The sequence below is a fragment of the Intrasporangium calvum DSM 43043 genome, assembly GCF_000184685.1.
In the GTDB taxonomy this organism is placed as follows: domain Bacteria; phylum Actinomycetota; class Actinomycetes; order Actinomycetales; family Dermatophilaceae; genus Intrasporangium; species Intrasporangium calvum.
In genome coordinates this window covers 3,594,093-3,610,747 of record NC_014830.1, presented here as the reverse complement: position 1 = coordinate 3,610,747, position 16,655 = coordinate 3,594,093, and the positions used below count along the sequence as shown (strand labels likewise).

17 protein-coding genes are annotated in these 16,655 nt (G+C 71.6%); 14 read left to right on the top strand and 3 right to left on the bottom strand.

From position 1 onward, the window contains the following. Positions 1–54: 54 nt before the first annotated feature. Complete coding sequence (locus tag INTCA_RS16515; RefSeq protein ID WP_013494066.1) at positions 55–2,220, top strand: NPCBM/NEW2 domain-containing protein; 2,166 nt, start codon at positions 55–57, stop codon at positions 2,218–2,220. A gap of 72 nt (positions 2,221–2,292) precedes the next feature. Here INTCA_RS16515 and INTCA_RS16510 read toward each other — a convergent pair whose 3' ends face one another. Beyond that, entirely contained in the window at positions 2,293–3,027 is a 735-nt protein-coding gene (locus INTCA_RS16510; protein WP_013494065.1) for a DedA family protein, read from the bottom strand. Here INTCA_RS16510 and INTCA_RS16505 point away from each other — a divergent pair. The 3 genes from INTCA_RS16505 to INTCA_RS16495 all read left to right on the top strand — a co-directional run bounded on the left by INTCA_RS16505 (position 3,022) and on the right by INTCA_RS16495 (position 5,221). Beyond that, positions 3,022–3,726, top strand: coding sequence for a TrmH family RNA methyltransferase (locus tag INTCA_RS16505; protein WP_013494064.1), 705 nt, complete (start codon positions 3,022–3,024; stop codon positions 3,724–3,726). The two genes, INTCA_RS16510 and INTCA_RS16505, sit on opposite strands and share 6 nt — an antisense overlap. Before the next feature lie 132 nt (positions 3,727–3,858). Then, positions 3,859–4,068: a dodecin gene (locus INTCA_RS16500; protein WP_013494063.1), complete on the top strand. Its 210-nt coding sequence runs from the start codon at positions 3,859–3,861 to the stop codon at positions 4,066–4,068. A gap of 25 nt (positions 4,069–4,093) precedes the next feature. Continuing rightward, positions 4,094–5,221: a M24 family metallopeptidase gene (locus INTCA_RS16495; RefSeq protein WP_013494062.1), complete on the top strand. Its 1,128-nt coding sequence runs from the start codon at positions 4,094–4,096 to the stop codon at positions 5,219–5,221. Positions 5,222–5,260: 39 nt separating this feature from the next. Here INTCA_RS16495 and INTCA_RS16490 read toward each other — a convergent pair whose 3' ends face one another. Continuing rightward, positions 5,261–6,706: an NAD(P)/FAD-dependent oxidoreductase gene (locus INTCA_RS16490; RefSeq protein WP_013494061.1), complete on the bottom strand. Its 1,446-nt coding sequence runs from the start codon at positions 6,704–6,706 to the stop codon at positions 5,261–5,263. A 178-nt stretch (positions 6,707–6,884) separates the two neighbouring features. Between INTCA_RS16490 and fbaA the strand changes: the two genes are divergently transcribed. The 10 genes from fbaA to INTCA_RS16440 all read left to right on the top strand — a co-directional run bounded on the left by fbaA (position 6,885) and on the right by INTCA_RS16440 (position 16,277). Then, positions 6,885–7,913, top strand: a complete 1,029-nt coding sequence (gene fbaA / locus INTCA_RS16485) for a class II fructose-bisphosphate aldolase (protein ID WP_013494060.1) — start codon at positions 6,885–6,887, stop codon at positions 7,911–7,913. Further along, positions 7,910–8,317 (top strand): DUF3151 domain-containing protein, encoded by a 408-nt coding sequence (locus tag INTCA_RS16480; protein ID WP_013494059.1) that lies wholly within the window; start codon positions 7,910–7,912, stop codon positions 8,315–8,317. The genes fbaA and INTCA_RS16480 overlap by 4 nt, the downstream gene beginning before the upstream one ends. 334 nt (positions 8,318–8,651) lie before the next feature. Continuing rightward, positions 8,652–9,062 (top strand): TIGR03618 family F420-dependent PPOX class oxidoreductase, encoded by a 411-nt coding sequence (locus INTCA_RS16475; protein WP_013494058.1) that lies wholly within the window; start codon positions 8,652–8,654, stop codon positions 9,060–9,062. 128 nt (positions 9,063–9,190) lie between these two features. Then, entirely contained in the window at positions 9,191–9,952 is a 762-nt protein-coding gene (locus INTCA_RS16470; RefSeq protein ID WP_013494057.1) for a DeoR/GlpR family DNA-binding transcription regulator, read from the top strand. Next, positions 9,949–10,896 (top strand): 1-phosphofructokinase, encoded by a 948-nt coding sequence (gene pfkB, locus INTCA_RS16465; protein ID WP_013494056.1) that lies wholly within the window; start codon positions 9,949–9,951, stop codon positions 10,894–10,896. Before INTCA_RS16470 ends, pfkB begins: the two co-directional genes overlap by 4 nt. An 18-nt stretch (positions 10,897–10,914) precedes the next feature. Beyond that, positions 10,915–12,948 (top strand): PTS fructose transporter subunit IIABC, encoded by a 2,034-nt coding sequence (locus tag INTCA_RS16460; RefSeq protein WP_013494055.1) that lies wholly within the window; start codon positions 10,915–10,917, stop codon positions 12,946–12,948. Between the two features lie 106 nt (positions 12,949–13,054). Continuing rightward, positions 13,055–13,324: an HPr family phosphocarrier protein gene (locus tag INTCA_RS16455; protein WP_013494054.1), complete on the top strand. Its 270-nt coding sequence runs from the start codon at positions 13,055–13,057 to the stop codon at positions 13,322–13,324. A gap of 5 nt (positions 13,325–13,329) precedes the next feature. Further along, positions 13,330–15,012 carry a phosphoenolpyruvate--protein phosphotransferase gene (gene ptsP / locus INTCA_RS16450; protein WP_013494053.1) on the top strand — a complete coding sequence of 561 codons (1,683 nt, stop codon included), beginning with the start codon at positions 13,330–13,332 and terminating at the stop codon, positions 15,010–15,012. An 88-nt stretch (positions 15,013–15,100) separates the two neighbouring features. Further along, a complete protein-coding gene (locus tag INTCA_RS16445) occupies positions 15,101–15,793 on the top strand; it encodes a Crp/Fnr family transcriptional regulator (RefSeq protein ID WP_013494052.1) in 693 nt (230 codons plus the stop codon). Between the two features lie 88 nt (positions 15,794–15,881). Then, positions 15,882–16,277 carry a VOC family protein gene (locus tag INTCA_RS16440; RefSeq protein ID WP_013494051.1) on the top strand — a complete coding sequence of 132 codons (396 nt, stop codon included), beginning with the start codon at positions 15,882–15,884 and terminating at the stop codon, positions 16,275–16,277. 99 nt (positions 16,278–16,376) lie between these two features. Here INTCA_RS16440 and INTCA_RS16435 read toward each other — a convergent pair whose 3' ends face one another. Continuing rightward, positions 16,377–16,562 (bottom strand): cupin domain-containing protein, encoded by a 186-nt coding sequence (locus INTCA_RS16435; protein ID WP_041307898.1) that lies wholly within the window; start codon positions 16,560–16,562, stop codon positions 16,377–16,379. Between the last annotated feature and the right edge of the window lie 93 nt (positions 16,563–16,655).

Sequence of the window (16,655 nt, the reverse complement as noted above, 5' to 3'; positions counted from 1 at the left end):
GTGGCGCCCCTCCATGACCGCCGGTGGCTCGAGGTCAAGGAGGACCTGCATCCGATGCGAACGCAACGACGCGCCGCACCCGCCCTCACCGCCCTCACCGTCGCCGCCCTCGCGGCGCTCGGCTCGGGCGGCCCTGCACAGGCCGCGGAACCCGCGGCCCCCACCACCGACGCCTTCGCCAGTGACCTGGCCTGGGTCTCCGCCACGAACGGCCTGGGCCCGGTCGAGCGGGACCGGTCCAACGGCGGCTCGGCGGCCGGGGACGGACGCTCGATCTACCTCGAGCACAAGTACTCGAAGGGTCTCGGGGTCCACGCGGACTCCGTGGTCCGCTACCACCTGGGACGCAACTGCGAGACCTTCATCTCCGACGTCGGCATCGACGCCGAGGTCGGCAGCGCCGGCTCCGTCGCCTTCAGCGTCATCGCCGACGGTTCGCTGGTCGCCCAGACCGGCATCCTCACCGGATCGTCAGCCGTGGGCCGCATCATGGCCGACGTCGACGGAGCGACCTACGTCGACCTGGTCGTCACGTCGGGCGGCGACGGCACGACGGAGGACCACGCCGACTGGGCCGGCGCGAAGTTCGAGTGCTCCGGTGACGGAGCCGCGGCGGACCACGGTCCGCTGAGCGCGCCGACCGCCACGGGGCCGGTCAGCGACCTGCCGTGGGTCAGCGCGACCAACGGCTGGGGGCCGGTCGAGAAGGACCTGTCCAACGGTGAGCGAGCGGCGGGCGACGGGCGTCCGCTCAAGCTCGGTTCGACGACCTACAGCAAGGGCCTCGGGGTCCACTCAGAGTCGCGCATCCGATACTTCGTCGGCAACGCGTGCACGTCGTTCACGGCGAAGGTCGGTCTCGACGAGGAGGTCGGCTGGCTCGGCTCGGCGTCCTTCCACGTCTACGTCGACGGGGTCCAGGTGGTCGAGTCACCGCGCCTGACAGGGAGCAGCGCGACGTACTCGCTCATCGCCCCGATCAGCGGTGCGTCCTACGTCGACCTCGTCGTCGACGACCAAGGTGACGGGATCGACAAGGACCACGCGGACTGGGCAGACGCGACGTTCCTCTGCGGCAACGACGCAGCGGGGGAGGCGTTCTACACGGCACCGGCCACCCTCGGACCCGACAACGGCGACATCGTCCGCACCGAGGCGTCGAGCTTCTACGTCGACCCGCTCAAGGTCACCAAGGTCAACGCCACGGTCACCCGGATGATGTACCGCACGACCGACACGTTCGGCACGCCGGTCGCCGTCACCGGCCAGCTCATCGTGCCCAAGGCGGCGTGGGCGGGCAGCGGACCGAGGCCACTCGTCGCGTGGGCACCCGGCACCCAGGGGCTGGGCGACCAGTGCGCCCCGTCGAAGCTGATGGCCTCGGGCCTCGAGTACGAAGGTCCCTTCATCGCCGGCCTCATCCTGCGCGGCTACGTCGTGGCAGTGGTCGACTACGAGGGGCTCGGCACGCCGGGGATCCACTCCTACATGATTCGTGAGGCCCAGGGCCATGCCGTGCTCGATGCGGCGCGGGCTGCTCTCCGGCTGCCCGACACCGGCCTGACGACGGCCTCACCGATCGCCCTGACGGGGTACTCGCAGGGCGGTGGCGCCTCGGCCGCGGCCGCGGAGCTGGCCCCCAGCTATGCGCCTGAGCTCAAGGTCGTCGGCGCGGCCGCGGGAGGTGTCCCCGGTGACCTCGAGATGGTCGCCGAGAAGCTCGACGGCACCTTCTACGTCGGCTTCATGGGCTACGCCATCCGCTCCATCACCGACACGTACGACGTCGCCCTGGAGCAGTTCGCCAACGCCAAGGGCATCGCCCTGATGGGTGAGCTCGAGAACGAGTGCACCGTCGAGTCGATGTTCGAGCACGCCTTCACGAAGTCCAGCTCGCTCACGGTCGACGGGCGGCCCATCATCGACCACATGCGCGAGCCGTGGCTGGCCGGCGTCGTCCAGGCGCAGCGCCTCGGCGTCGGGCTCAAGCCGAGCGTCCCGACCCTGGTCATCCACAGCTACACCGACGACGTCATCCCGTTCGAGGCGGGACGCGGCGTCGCACAGCGGTGGTGCGCCCAGGGCGCGGACGTCCGGTTCCAGCCCAGCCTCGGCCCGGGGCACGTCGGTGGCTTCCTGACGAGCTACGGCTGGTCGCTGGCCTTCCTCGACGACGTCTTCGCGGGCCGGACCGTGCAGTCCAACTGCGGCACCTTCTGAGCCGACGGAGAAGGGGCCGTATGCCGCTGACTCAGCTCAGCGGCATACGGCCCCTTCGTCGGTGGTGGCGTCTCAGACCCGCCTGCCCTCGTCGCCGTCGGCGACCTCCTCGGCGACCTCCTCGACGACCTCCTCGGCCGCCTCGCCCAGCTCCCGCGCGATGGCGTTCGCCTCGCGGCGGTGCTTGAGGTACTCGAAGACCATCGGCAGCACCGAGACCCCGACGATGAGCAGGATGGCGACCTCGAGCTTGTCCTGCAGCCACGGGAAGGCCCCGCCGAGGAAGTAGCCGAGCAGGGTGATGCCGGCCGCCCAGAGGACGGCCCCGACGGCGCTCCAGGTGAAGAACCGGCGCCGCTCCATCCGGCTCACCCCGGCGACGACGGTGATGAAGGTCCGCACGATCGGCACGAAGCGGCCGATGACGAGCGCCTTGTTGCCGTGCTTGTCGAAGAAGGCGGTCGTCTTGTCGAAGTTGGCCTTGTTGACGAAGCGGCCGTCGCGCTCGTACAGCGGGTGCCCGATGGCGCGGCCGATCTCGTAGCCGGTGACGTTGCCCGCGAAGGCCGCCACGCAGAGGGCCGCGATGGCGACCCCGATGTTGATGTGCACCTCGCCGATCGCGATGAACAGCCCGACCGCGAAGAGGAGCGAGTCGCCGGGGAGGATGGGGAAGAGCAGGCCGCACTCGACGAAGATGATCGCGAGGGAGATCCAGAAGAACGCCGCGCCGTACTGGTTGAGCAGGTACGCGGGGTCCATCCAGTCAGGGCCGAGCGTGGGCGCGAGGGTGGCGAGGGCATGCATGGGCTCAAGGGTAAGCGCCACGGCGGGCGGCGCAGAACCGCGCACTACCCTGACGGCGTGACCAACCGCGAGGACGAGCCGGGTGTCGACACCGCGGTCGGGGTCGGCCCCTGGGAGGGTGCCTGGCCGGCCGGTGACCGCTGGGACCCGGAGCTGCTCGCCCAGGGCGACCGACGCAACGTCGTCGACGCCTACCGCTACTGGCGCCACGAGGCCATCGTCGCCGACCTCGACCTGCGTCGCCACGACTTCCACGTTGCGGTCGAGAACTGGGGCCACGACTTCAACATCGGCTCGGTGATCCGCACGGCCAACGCGATGAACGCCAAGGCCTTCCACATCGTCGGCCGACGGAGGTGGAACCGACGCGGCGCGATGGTGACCGACCGCTACCAGCACGAGCACCACCACCCCGACGCCGGGTCGTTCGCCGAGTGGGCGCGCAGCGGGGGCCTCGCGATCGTCGGCATCGACAACCTGCCGGGCTCGGTGCCGGTGGAGACCTGGGACCTGCCCCGGCACTGCGTCCTCGTCTTCGGTCAGGAGGGACCGGGCCTGTCGGCCGCGATGCGGGCGGAGTGCGAGGTCGTCCTGCACATCGAGCAGTTCGGCTCGACCCGCTCGATCAACGCGGGCGCGGCGGCGGCGATCGCGATGCACGCGTGGGTGCGCCGCCACGTCTTCGGCCAGGTGCCCTGACCATCGAGAGAGCAGTTCGCGACGACCAGCCGGCACGGAGGCCCGTGGGCCCGTTGACCGGGGTCGGCTCCGCGGCCACGATGGAGACTCCGACGACGACGTCGGCGAGTGGTGACGACGAGAGGAACCAGCATGGCAGGGCACACCTACGGCATCAGCGAGATCGTCGGAACGTCAGAGTCCTCCATCGATGACGCCGTCACCGGGGCGATCGCGCGGGCGAACAAGACGATGCGTGGCCTCGACTGGTTCGAGGTCGTCGGAGTCCGCGGACACCTGGAGGAGGGCCGGATCGCGCACTACCAGGTGACGGTCAAGGTCGGCTTCCGCATCGAGGACTGACCGCGGCCGTCGTAGGGTCGGGTGCATGGGTGTGCTCTCCTCGGCTCTGGACGTCCCGACGGCGCGCGACCGGATGGGCCGGCTCAGGGCCCTGACCCGGGCTGCCGGGGTCTCGGCGGTCGTCGTGTCCCCGGGCTCGGACCTGCGCTACCTCATCGGGATCGGCGGGGCGTCGTTCGAGCGTCTCACCGCTCTCGTCGTCCCGGCTGATCCGGCCGTGCCGCCGCACTTCGTCGTCCCGAAGCTCGAGCTCGCGGGTCTGGGGCAGGATCCCTTCGACGACCTCGGCATCGACGTGCGCCCGTGGGTCGACGGCCAGAACGCGCACGTCCTCGCCCTGGCGGGCCTCGAGCGCGGACCGATCGCCTTCTCCGACACGACGACTGCGCTGCACCTGTTCCAGCTGCGCGACGCCGGGGCGACGGACCAGCGGCCGGCCTGGCCGATCGTCCGCGAGCTGCGGATGCGCAAGACGCCGGAGGAGCTGGCCGAGCTGCGCGCCGCGGGGGCAGCCATCGACCGTGTCCACGGCCGCATGGCCGAGTGGTTGCGGCCCGGGCGCACCGAGCGCGAGATCGGCGCCGACATCGCCGCGTCGATCGTCGAGGAAGGCCACGCTGCAGCCGAGTTCGTCATCGTCGGCTCGGGCCCCAACGGGTCGAGCCCGCATCACGGGGTCTCCGACCGTGTCGTCGAGCCCGGGGACGTCGTCGTGGTCGACATCGGCGGGCCGCTTCCCTCGGGCTACTGCTCGGACAGCACCAGGACGTATGCCGCTGGGCAGGCTTCGCTGCCCGACGTGCCCTCCGCCTACGCCGCGTTACGGGCGTCCCAGGAGGCCGCGGTGGCTGCGGTGCGGCCGGGCGTGACCTGCCAGGAGGTCGACCGCGCGGCCCGGCTGGTCCTCGTCGAGGCGGGCCTGGGCGACCACTTCATCCATCGGACAGGGCACGGGATCGGTCTCGACGTCCACGAGGAGCCCTACATCGTCGAGGGGAACGACCTGCGCCTCGAGCCGGGGATGACCTTCAGCGTCGAGCCCTGCATCGTCTTCCCGGGTCGGTGGGGCGCCCGCATCGAGGACATCGTCGTGGTGACCGAGGACGGCGTCGAGTCGTTCAACCAACGCCCCCGGGACCTCACGGTCCTCTGACGATCGAAAGAGCAGCTTCACCCCTGCTGTTTCGACGGGTCAGGAGTCGAAGCCGACCCCGACCCGGTCGAGGGTCCGGAGCCAGAGGTTGCGTCGGCCGGTGCGGTCCTCGGCTGCGAGCGATGCCCGGGTCGCGCGCACGGCGGCCGACCGGATCGGCTCGGGCGGGAAGGGAATCGGCTTGCGCCGCACCATCTCCAGCCGGGTGACCTCGGTGTCCCGGCCGTCGACGAGGTCGAGTGCCACTCTCGCGCCGAAGCGGGTGGAGGCGACCCCGAGCCCGGTGTAACCGACGGCGTAGGTCATCCGGCCGCGCAGCGCCGTGCCGAAGACCGGAGTGAAGCGCGAGGTCGTGTCGATGACGCCGCCCCAGCGGTGGGTGAACCGCAGCCCCTCGAGCTGCGGGAAGATCGCGAAGAAGTGCTCCGCCAGCAGGCCGTGCGAGGTGTCCGACTGCTCCAGGGCCGCGTCGATCCGGCCCGGGAAGTAGTAGTTCGCGTCATAGCCGCCGAAGAGGATCCGGTCATCGAGCGTGCGGCGGTAGTAGTGGAACTGGTTGCCGGCGTCGGTGAGGCCCTCGCGGCCCTGCCACCCGATCGACGCGAGCTGGTCTGGGGCGAGCGGTTCGGTCATGAGGACGTGGTCGTAAACGGGGAGGACCCAGGCGTTGAACCGCTTGAGCACCCCGCGGTAGGCGTTGGTCCCGATCACGACGCGTCCGGCGTGCACGCTGCCCCACTCGGTGCGGACCCGCACGCCCGCGCCGTCCGTCTCGAACCCCGTCACCCGGGTGTCCTCGTGCAGGCGCACTCCGAGCGACTCGCTGGTCCGTGCCAGACCCCACACGAGCCGCGCCGGGTCGAGCAGGCCGACGTGCGGCTCGAAGATGCCCGCCCGGTACATGGGTGAGGACACCCGCGCCCTTGCTGCAGCCGCGTCGAGGTACTCGGCGTCGACGCCGTGCGCGCGGCGCAGTTCGTAGGCTGCCCGCACGCTGGGCACCTGGTGCTCGGTCAGGGCCAGGGTGAGCTCACCGGGGACGTGGAAGTCGGCGTCGATGTCGTGGGTGGCCAGCGTCCGCTCGATGGCGGCGAAGTTCTCTGACCCCAGCCGCTCGAGCGTGGCCATCTCGGAGGGCCACAACGCGATCCCCTGCGCGAGCCCGTGGGTCAGGGACGGCGAGACGAAGCCGCCGTTGCGGCCACTGGCCCCGACGCCGAGGCGACCGGCCTCGAGGAGGAGCACGTCCCGCGACGGGTGGTCCTCCTTGGCCTGGATGGCCGCCCAGAGGCCGGTGAAGCCACCTCCGACCACGAGGAGGTCGACTCGGTGCTCGTGTCCCGTGAGCTGGGGTCGTGGGACGGGCCGCAGCTCCGGCCGGTCGGTCCAGTAGACGTCGCGCGTGGCGTCGGCGAGGGCGTGTCTCGCTGTCGGGGAGAGCCGAGATGCGGGCCGAGGGGACGAGGAGCTGCGGAAGAGCGACATGACGCCTCGGATTCCACCATGACACCCACGCCCTGTGAAGGGCGGATTGCTCCAGAGCGATCGGCAGAGCCGAGCACCCGCTCACCGGCAGGTGGGCACCCTGCCGGCCCAGCGGCATACGTGGCAGGATTCTTGAGGGACCGACTCAGGTCCCTTCCACCCACGCGCAGGAGAAGCAATGCCCATCGCCACCCCTGAGGTGTACGCCGCCATGCTCGACCGCGCGAAGGCCGGTTCCTTCGCGTACCCCGCCATCAACGTGTCGTCCTCGCAGACGCTCAACGCGGCCCTCAAGGGCTTCGCCGACGCCGGGTCCGACGGCATCATCCAGGTGTCCACCGGTGGCGCGGAGTACCTCTCCGGCCCGTCGGTCAAGAACATGGTGAGCGGGTCCCTCGCCTTCGCGGCCTACGCCGAGGAGGTCGCGAAGAGCTACCCGGTCAACATCGCCCTGCACACCGACCACTGCCCGAAGGACAAGCTCGACGGCTTCGTCCGTCCCCTCCTCGCCGCGTCGACCGAGCGCGTCAAGGCCGGCGGTACCCCGTGGTTCCAGTCGCACATGTGGGACGGTTCGGCGGTCCCCCTCGACGAGAACCTCGAGATCGCGCAGGAGCTGCTCGCGCTGGCCAAGGCAGCGAACGTCGTCCTCGAGATCGAGGTCGGTGTCGTCGGCGGCGAGGAGGACGGCGTCGAGGGCGCGATCGACGACAAGCTCTACTCGACGCCCGCGGACGCCGTCGCCACGATCCAGGCGCTGGGGGCGGGTGAGAACGGCCGGTACCTCACGGCGCTCACCTTCGGCAACGTCCACGGTGTCTACAAGCCGGGCAACGTCAAGCTGCGTCCCGAGATCCTCCTCCAGGCCCAGCAGGCCGCAGCCAAGGAGCTCGGGCTCAGCGACGACGCGCATCCGTTCGACCTCGTCTTCCACGGTGGCTCCGGCTCGCTGCCCGAGGAGATCTCGGCGGCGGTCGACTACGGCGTCATCAAGATGAACGTCGACACGGACACGCAGTACGCCTTCACCCGCCCCGTCGCCGACTGGATGCTGGCCAACTACGCCGGCGTCCTCAAGGTCGACGGCGAGGTCGGCAACAAGAAACAGTACGACCCCCGCGCCTGGGGCAAGGCCGCCGAGGCCGGCATGGCCGCCCGCGTCGTCGAGGCGTGCGCGGCGCTCCGCTCGGCCGGGACGCACGCGTGAGCGACGGCAATCTGCTCGGCGTCCCGGAGACGCGGCTGCCCGAGGATCCCGCCACGGCGCGCCTGTCGGCGGGGGAGGAGCCTGCGGCGGTGGCAGCGGCGATCCCCACCTCGGCGGCGGCCTGGGCGACCCTGGCGGAGCTCGCGCTCGCGGGCGGCCGGGACGTCGAGGCCTACGCCTTCGCCCGGACGGGCTACCACCGGTCCCTCGACCAGCTGCGCAAGTCGGGCTGGCGCGGCCAGGGCCCGGTCCCCTGGTCACACGAGCCGAACCGCGGTTTCCTCAGGTCGCTCGGGGCCCTCGCCCGAGCGGCGCGGGCCATCGGCGAGGTCGAGGAGGAGGCGCGCTGCGCGCAGTTCCTGCGCGACTGCTCCGCTGAGGGCGCGCGCGAGCTGGGCTTCTAGAGCACCGACCAACCCGCCGGATGCCGCTGAGCTCAGTCAGCCGCGTCCGGACCGTTCGTGATCGGCTCGTTCGTGGTCGCCCAGTTCGGGGTCGGGCCGGCTGGGCGTAGAGCGCAGCGGGGAACCCATCGTCGACTGCCGCACTGACCCGCCTGACGGGTCAGTGCGGCTTGTTGTTCAGTAACCAACACTGATTCCCCTGACGGGTCACTGCGGCTTGTTGTTCAATGACCGACACTGACCCGCCCGACAGGTCAGTGCGACAGGGCGTCCGCAGGCCCGTGGTACGGGCTGGGCGTAAGGTCGAGGTGCCGTCGACCGAGAGGAACGCGCCGTGCCCAGACCCCCGCTGCCGGCTCCGGTCGAGGACCTGCTCGTCCAGCCGAACTTCGCCACCATCAGCACGGTTCGTCCCGACGGGCAGCCGGTGTCCGTGCCGACGTGGTACCTCTACGAGGACGGCCGGATCCTCGTCAACATGGACGCGGGACGCAAGCGGATCGACTACCTGCGCCGCGATCCCCGCGTCAGCCTGAGTGCCATGGACCCGCAGGACTGGATCACGCACGTCAGCATCCAGGGGCGGGTCGCCGAGTGGGTCGACGACGTGGGCCTCGTCGACATCGACCGGATCGCCCGGCACTACACCGGACGGCCCTACGGGACGCGCGAGCGGACCCGCGTCAGTGCCTGGATCGAGATCGATCGCTGGCACGCCTGGGGCCGGCTCAAGAAGATCACCTGACTCCACCTGATTCGACAATAACCACAGAAACGGGTGCCCGTTTCCATTTACATCTGACCGAGTCTGTGGTCTCCTAGATCCACGGCCGACGCAAACCTGACTGCGCGGCCCGAGGATGAGGGAGTCCGATGTACGCAGCGGAGCGGCAGCAGCGGATCATCGCCGAGGCGCGACGGGCCGGTCGCGTCGAGGTCGCGGCCCTGGCCGACGACCTCGGGGTGGCGACGGAGACCATTCGCCGCGACCTCACGGCCCTGGAGCGCCGGGGTTCGCTTCGACGCGTCCATGGGGGGGCGATCCCCGTCGAGCGGCTGGAGGTCGAGCCATCCCTCGCGACGAAGTCGGGGCGGCTGGCCGACGTCAAGCGACGGATCGCCGCGCGCGCCCTCGACGAGCTGCCGTCAGGCGGCAGCATCATCCTCGACTCCGGCTCCACGACCCTCGCCGTCGTCGAGCTGCTGCCGCCCGACCTCGACCTCACCGTGCTCACCAACAGCGTTGCCGCTGCCGCCGTGCTGGCGAGCCACCCCGGTGTCTCGCTCTACCTGCTGGGCGGCAGGGTCCGCGGCCAGACCGGGGCGGCCGTCGGTGACTGGACCGTCCGCGCCCTCGCCGACGTCGTCGTCGACGTCGCCCTGCTCGGCACCAACGGGATGTCGGTCTCGCGCGGCCTGACGACGCCGGACCAGTCCGAGGCGCTCGTCAAGCGCGCCATGGTCGCCTCGGCCCGCACCGCGATCGTCCTCACCGACTCGAGCAAGGCCGGAGACGCCCACCTGCACCGCTTCGCCGACCTGGACGACGTCGACATCATCATCACCGACACCGACCTCGATGACGAGGTGGCGACCGAGATCCGGTCCGCCGGCCCCGAGGTCGTGACGGCATGATCGTCACCCTGACGCCGAACCCGAGCATCGACCGGGCGGTCTTCGTCGACGACCTCGTCCGCGGGGCGGTCCACCGTGCCACCGGCAGCCGGGTCGACCCCGGCGGCAAGGGCGTCAACGTCTCCCGCGCACTGGCCGCCCAGGGCGCGGCGACGACGGCGGTCCTGCCGACGGGCGGGCCTGAGGGGCACCTGCTCCAGGAGCTGCTCGACGAGGCCGGTGTCGCCCATCGCGGCGTGCCCGTGTCGGGACCCGTCCGGATGAACATCAGCGTCCTCGAGCCGGACGGGACGACGACCAAGCTCAACGAGCCCGGACCCGTGCTCTCCGACGTCGAGGTCGAGGCACTGGTGGCGACCACGCTCGAGCAGTCCGCGGGGGCGGCGTGGGTCGTCGGGTGCGGCAGCCTCCCCCCTGGCGCGCCGGCCGATCTCTACGCGACTCTCGTGACGCGGGTCCGCGGTCGTGGCGGCCGCGTCGCCATCGACTCGTCGGGGGCCCCGCTCGCCGCGGCCGTCGCCGCCCGCCCGCACCTGGTCAAGCCGAACCACGAAGAGCTGGCAGAGCTCGTCGGCCACTCCCTGCCCACCCTGGAAGACGTCCGGGCCGCAGCGCGGGACCTCGTCACCGAAGGCATCGAGACCGTCGCCGTCAGCCTCGGCTCCGACGGTGCGCTACTCGTCACCGCCGAGTCGGTCATCCATGCGCGGGCCACCATCTCCGCTCCGCTGTCCACCGTGGGGGCCGGCGACTGCATGCTCGCCGGCCTGCTCCACGCCCTGTCGAGCGGCCTCCCCGCCGGCGACGCCCTGGCGACCGGCGTCCTCTGGGGCGCCGCCGCCGTCACCCTCCCCGGAAGCCGCGTCCCCGCCCCCGCGGACCTGCGCGGCATCTCCGTCCAGCTCACCCACGACCCTGACCTCAGCCGCACCCTGGCCCACTGAAGCGCCGAAAGGAAAGCCATGTCCCTCATCACCCCCCAGCAGGTCGTCCTCGACCTCACCGGTGCCGACCGCCACGAAGCGACCCGGAAGCTCGCCGAACGACTCGTCGCGACCGGCCGCTGCACCGACCTCGACACCTTCCTCGACGATGTCCGCAAACGTGAGGAGACGATGGCGACCGGGCTGCCCGGCGGCATCGGCATCCCGCACGCCCGAAGCTCCGCGATCACCGAGCCGGCGCTCGTGTTCGGGCGCTCCACGGACGGCATCGACTGGGGCGCCAAGGACGGCCCGGCGAGGCTGATCTTCCTCATCGCGGCCCCCGAGGGGGGCGGCGAGGCCCACATGCAGGTGCTGCCCAAGCTCGCCCGCGCCCTGATGAAGAAGGACTTCAAGGAGGCCCTCGCGGCAGCCACCTCGGAGGAGGAGGTCGAGCGGATCGTCAGCGCCGAGGTGGAGCTCGACGCGGCTCCCGTCGACACGGACGATGTCAGGGGTGCTGCGGCGCCCACCCGGTCCCTGCGCCTGGTCGGGGTCACGTCGTGCCCGACCGGCATCGCCCACACGTACATGGCGGCCGAAGGACTCGAGAACGCCGCCAAGGCGGCGGGCCACACGATGATCGTCGAGACCCAGGGGTCCGCGGGCTCGAAGCCGATCAGCACCGCAGACATCGCGGCCGCCGACGCCGTGATCTTCGCGCACGACCTCCCGGTCAAGGACGCCGGGCGCTTCGCAGGCAAGCCGCTCGTCGACGTCGGGGTCAAGAAGGGCATCTCCGACGGGCCGGCCCTCGTCGCCCAGGCCGAGCAGCTCGTCGCCGACTGGGACGCCGACCCGGCCAAGCGCGCGGCGGCCGTCGCGGCCGCAGCGGCTGCCGGCCCCTCCGGCGGACTCGTCTCGAAGGTCGAGGAAGGCGCGAGCACCGCGACCAAGGTGCGCCAGTGGCTCATGACCGGCGTCTCCTACATGATCCCGTTCGTCGCGGCTGGTGGCATCCTCATCGCACTGTCCTTCATGCTCGCCCAGGTCGCCCTCGGCGAGTCGGGCGCCATCGAGATCGTCAAGTACGGCCTCGCGGCCGAGGGCGACTACAACATCACCCAGAACTTCAACCCGTTGAGCCTCACCTCCTGGGCGGCGCTCCTCTTCGTCATCGGGGCGGCCTCGTTCGGCTTCCTCGTGCCGATCCTGTCCGGGTTCATCGCCTTCGCCATCGCCGACCGACCCGGCCTCGTCCCCGGCATCGTCGGCGGGTCCGTCGCCGCGACGATGGGCGCCGGCTTCCTCGGTGGCCTCGTCACCGGCCTGCTCGGCGGTTTCGTGGCCCGGTGGGTCTCCGGGTGGAACGTCCACAAGGGCGTCCGCGGTGTCATGCCCGTCGTGGTGATCCCACTCGTCTCCTCGCTCATCACCGTGGGCCTGTTCATCACCGTGCTCGGCCGGCCGATCAAGGGCCTCACCGACGGCCTCAACTCGTGGCTGACGGGCATGTCCGGCGCGAGCGCCCTCGTCCTCGGGCTGATTCTCGGGGCGATGATGGGCTTCGACCTCGGCGGCCCGGTCAACAAGGTCGCCTACGCCTTCGCGACGACCGGTCTCACGGCTGCCGGAGCGACCACCGACGCGCCCCAGCTGAAGATCATGGCCGCGGTGATGGCCGCCGGGATGGTCGCGCCGCTCGCCATGGCGCTCGCCACGACGGTCCGGCCGGTGCTCTTCTCGGAGCCGGAGCGCGAGAACGGCAAGGCGGCCTGGCTGCTCGGCGCCTCCTTCATCTCCGAAGGCGCCATCCCGTTCGCTGCCGCCGACCCGCTCAGGATCATCACGTCGTCCGTCGTCGGGTCGGCCGTGACCGGCGCCCTCGCGATGGCCTTCGGCACGACCCTGCGGGCCCCACACGGCGGGATCTGGGTGCTGCCCCTCATCGGCAACTTCCTCCTCTTCCTCGTCGCCCTCGCAGCCGGTGTCCTCGTCATGGCCGCCATCGTCGTCACCCTCAAGTCACGGGACCGCAACCTCCAAGCAGTCGAGGCGAGCGCCACCGTCTGACGCCCTCGTGGCCTAACGTCGGGTCCAGCGCCTGGACCCGACGTCAGGCCCCGCGGGCACCGACCCAGTCCGACCCTTGCCTTCCGCGAACCTCAAGGAGCACCCCATGGCAACCCGCACCGTCACCATCGCCTCCTCCGTCGGTCTCCACGCGCGCCCGGCCGCCATCTTCGTCGAGGCCGCGACCAACACCGGCCTGGACGTCGAGATCGCTCGCCCCGGCGACGAGCCGGTCGACGCCACGAGCATCCTCGGTGTCATGGCGCTCGGCGCGAAGTTCGGCGAGGAGGTCGTCCTCACCGCTGACGGCGACGGCGCCGACGCCGCCCTCGACTCCCTCGTCGCGCTGCTCTCGCGCGACCTCGACGCGGAGTAGCCGCCATGTCGGCGACCGAGACGAGACATGGCATCGGCGTCAGCCCCGGCACGGCCTACGGGCCGGTGGTGCAGGTGGCGCCGCCGGTCCGACCGCCGGCCGACGAGCCGGCGCCGCTCGACCCGGACGCCGCCCTCGTCGACGTCAAGGCCGCCCTGGAGACGGTCGCCCGGTCGCTCGAGGCGCGGGCTGCGGCGGCCGACGACACGGCCCAGCAGATCCTCAAGGCGACGGCTCTCATCGCCCGGGACCGGGGCCTGGCCAAGGCCGCCGGCAAGCTGCTCCACGCGGGGCGCGGCCCGGCCCACGCGATCGACGGCGCGGTCGAGGAGTACGCCGCCCAGTTCGAGGCGCTCGGCGGCCTCTTCGCAGAGCGGGTCACCGACCTTCGGGACGTCGGCTCGCGGGCGATCGCTGCCCTGCTCGGGGTGCCGGCTCCGGGGGTGCCCCGGTTCGACGTCCCCAGCGTCGTCGTGGCCGAGGACCTGGCCCCGGCCGAGACCGCCACCCTGGACCGCGCACTCGTCGTCGGGATCATCACCGAGGCAGGTGGGCGGACGAGCCACACGGCGATCCTCGCCGCCCAGATGGGCATCCCGGCCGTGGTCCAGGTGCCGGGCGCGACGCGCATCCCGGTCGGTGTTCCCGTGGCCCTCGACGGCGACTCGGGTGAGGTGACGACCCATCCGGACCCCTCGCTCGTGGAGGCCCAGCGGGTTCGCGCCGCCCGACGCAAGGAGTCCTTCGCCGCACGGTCCGGTCCGGGGACGACCCGGGACGGCGCCCAGGTCGCCCTGCTCGCCAACATCGGAGGCGTGGAGGACGCCGTCGCCGCGGGCGCTCTGGACCTCGAGGGAGTCGGGTTGTTCCGCACCGAGTTCGTCTTCCTCTCCGCCTCGAAGGCGCCGACCGTGGCCGAGCAGACGGAGATCTACCGTCGGGTGTTCGAACCCTTCGGCGGGCGTCGGGTCGTCGTGCGCACCCTCGATGCGGGAGCCGACAAGCCGCTCGCCTTCGCCGACCTGGGGCTCGAGGAGAACCCTGCCCTCGGCCGCCGCGGGCTCCGCCTCTCGGCCGAGCGGCCAGAGCTGCTCGACGCGCAGCTCGAGGCGCTGGCCCTCGCGGCCCGCGAGACCGGCGCCGACGTCCGGGTCATGGCGCCCATGGTCGCCACTGCGGAGGAGGCCGCGTGGTTCGCGCGGCGGGTCCGCGAGAACGGCCTGCCCAAGGCCGGCGTCATGATCGAGGTCCCTGGTGCGGCCCTGCGGGCCGGGCACGTCCTGGCCGAGGTCGACTTCGGCAGTCTCGGCACCAACGACCTCGCGCAGTACACGATGGCCGCCGACCGGATGCAGGGGGCGCTGTCCGACCTGCTCGACCCGTGGCAGCCCGCGGTCCTCGACGTCATCGCCGCTGCGTGCGAGGGCGCCGACCGGGTCGAGCGACCGATGGGTGTCTGCGGGGAGTCGGCCGGTGACCCGCTCCTGGCCCTCGTCCTCGTCGGCCTGGGAGCGTCCAGCCTGTCGATGGCCCCGAGCAAGGTGCCCGTGGTCCGCTACGCGCTCTCCGTCCACTCGCTCGCAGAGTGCCGGGAGCTGGCCCTCGTCGCCCGCGCGGCGCGGACCGCCCAGGAGGCGCTCGAGCGGGTGCGGGAGCAGGCGAGCCGAGAGCTCACCGACCTTCTCTGAGTCGGCGACGTTGCGCCAGCCGGCCGGTGGCATGCTGGAGCGGAAGCTGAGGATGCATCGTCCGCGCCGACGAGAAGGAGCCCGCAGCGTGATCCATCGGTCCGGGACATCGTGCGTGGGGATCGTGCCGCTCTTCCAGGGCCTGTCCCCGGCGGAGCAGGAGACGGTCGCCGCGCACGCCAGACCGATCCGGCGGAAGCGCGGCGACGCGATCCACCGGCCCGGCGACGACGTCTCGCACCTGCTCGTCGTCCACCGGGGACGGGTCAGGATCAGCCACCTCGCGCCGAACGGTCACGAGCAGCTGCTCCGAGTGCTCGAACCCGGCGACTTCATCGGGGAGACGGCGTTCGTCACCGGTGCGCGGCCGGACGACTGGGCCACGGCGCTCGGTGACGTCGAGCTGTGCAGCTTCGACCACGCGGACCTCGGTGCGCTCGTGACCCAGTTCCCCGACATCGCCGTGCGCATGCTGCGCACGGTGACGACCCGGCTCGACGCCGCCGAGCGGCTCATCGCGGACCTGACGTCCGCCGACGTCGAGGCCCGCCTGGCCGGCTACCTCGTCGGGCTGCCCGCTCGCCGCGACGCCGGAGGGCTCCTCGTGACCCTTCCGCTGGCGAAGAAGGACATCGCCTCGCTCCTCGGCACCACGCCGGAGACGCTGAGCCGCAAGCTCGCCGCCTTCACCGAGGCGGGTCTCGTCACCGTTCGCGGGCGGGACGTGCTCATCACCGACCCCACCGGACTCGAAGCGGCCGCTGCGGGAACGGCCCCCTGACCCGCTGGGAGGAGCAGACTGGAGCCGGACCGCCGAGCGGAGCCCCCGATCGTGGTTCCGAGAGCAGTCCCGACACCGAGGAGGGTTCATGTCGCGCGTCGTCCACTTCGAGATCCAAGCTGACGACCTCGAGCGTGCCAAGGCGTTCTACGGAGCAGTGTTCGACTGGTCGTTCGAGGACTTCGGGCAGTTCACCGGATCCCCGTACTGGGGCATCACCACCGGTGCAGAAGACCAGCCGGGGATCAACGGCGGGCTGCTCCAGCGGCCGGCGCCGACCCCGGGAGCCGGCCAGGGCACCAACGCCTTCGTCTGCACCGTCGGGGTCGAGAACTACGACGCGACGGAGCGCCGGATCCTCGACGCCGGCGGCGAGGTGGCCCTGCCCAAGACGGCGCTGACCGGCATGGCCTGGCAGGGCTACTACCTCGACACCGAGGGCAACACGTTCGGCATCCACCAGCCCGACCCCGACGCGAAGTAGCGCTCGGGCGGCGCCGGACGCTGCCTGGGCGCGGACCGAGCCCAGCGGCATACGGGATGCGGCGTATGCCGCCGGGCTCGCTCCCCGGTGACAGCTCGGTCAGGCGGGGGCGGGGCCCTCGACATTGGTCGTCGGGGTGCCCTGTCCGCACCGCACGATGACGGCGTGTGACGTCTCCCCGCCCGGGTTGGACTCGCGGTGGATGGCACCAGCGGGGACCCGCAGGAAGTCCCCCGGACCGCCCTCGACGACCGCCTGCCCGCCGGGGCCCGACTCGATCCGCATCCGGAACCTCCAGCGTGGGACGGTCAGGGGTCCCAGGTGCAGGGGTGGCAAGTGCAGGGGAAACCCTGACCCCGACCCGGGCTGACCCCGGTG

Coding starts and splice junctions, on each gene's coding strand:
- INTCA_RS16455 (WP_013494054.1), top strand. CDS start 13,055: ATGGCAACCCGCACCGTCACCATCGCCTCCTCCGTCGGTCTCCACGCG.
- INTCA_RS16500 (WP_013494063.1), top strand. CDS start 3,859: ATGGCAGGGCACACCTACGGCATCAGCGAGATCGTCGGAACGTCAGAG.
- pfkB (WP_013494056.1), top strand. CDS start 9,949: ATGATCGTCACCCTGACGCCGAACCCGAGCATCGACCGGGCGGTCTTC.
- INTCA_RS16515 (WP_013494066.1), top strand. CDS start 55: ATGCGAACGCAACGACGCGCCGCACCCGCCCTCACCGCCCTCACCGTC.
- INTCA_RS16440 (WP_013494051.1), top strand. CDS start 15,882: ATGTCGCGCGTCGTCCACTTCGAGATCCAAGCTGACGACCTCGAGCGT.
- INTCA_RS16470 (WP_013494057.1), top strand. CDS start 9,191: ATGTACGCAGCGGAGCGGCAGCAGCGGATCATCGCCGAGGCGCGACGG.
- INTCA_RS16495 (WP_013494062.1), top strand. CDS start 4,094: ATGGGTGTGCTCTCCTCGGCTCTGGACGTCCCGACGGCGCGCGACCGG.
- INTCA_RS16435 (WP_041307898.1), bottom strand. CDS start 16,562: ATGCGGATCGAGTCGGGCCCCGGCGGGCAGGCGGTCGTCGAGGGCGGT.
- INTCA_RS16460 (WP_013494055.1), top strand. CDS start 10,915: ATGTCCCTCATCACCCCCCAGCAGGTCGTCCTCGACCTCACCGGTGCC.
- ptsP (WP_013494053.1), top strand. CDS start 13,330: ATGTCGGCGACCGAGACGAGACATGGCATCGGCGTCAGCCCCGGCACG.
- fbaA (WP_013494060.1), top strand. CDS start 6,885: ATGCCCATCGCCACCCCTGAGGTGTACGCCGCCATGCTCGACCGCGCG.
- INTCA_RS16510 (WP_013494065.1), bottom strand. CDS start 3,027: ATGCATGCCCTCGCCACCCTCGCGCCCACGCTCGGCCCTGACTGGATG.
- INTCA_RS16505 (WP_013494064.1), top strand. CDS start 3,022: ATGCATGGGCTCAAGGGTAAGCGCCACGGCGGGCGGCGCAGAACCGCG.
- INTCA_RS16490 (WP_013494061.1), bottom strand. CDS start 6,706: ATGTCGCTCTTCCGCAGCTCCTCGTCCCCTCGGCCCGCATCTCGGCTC.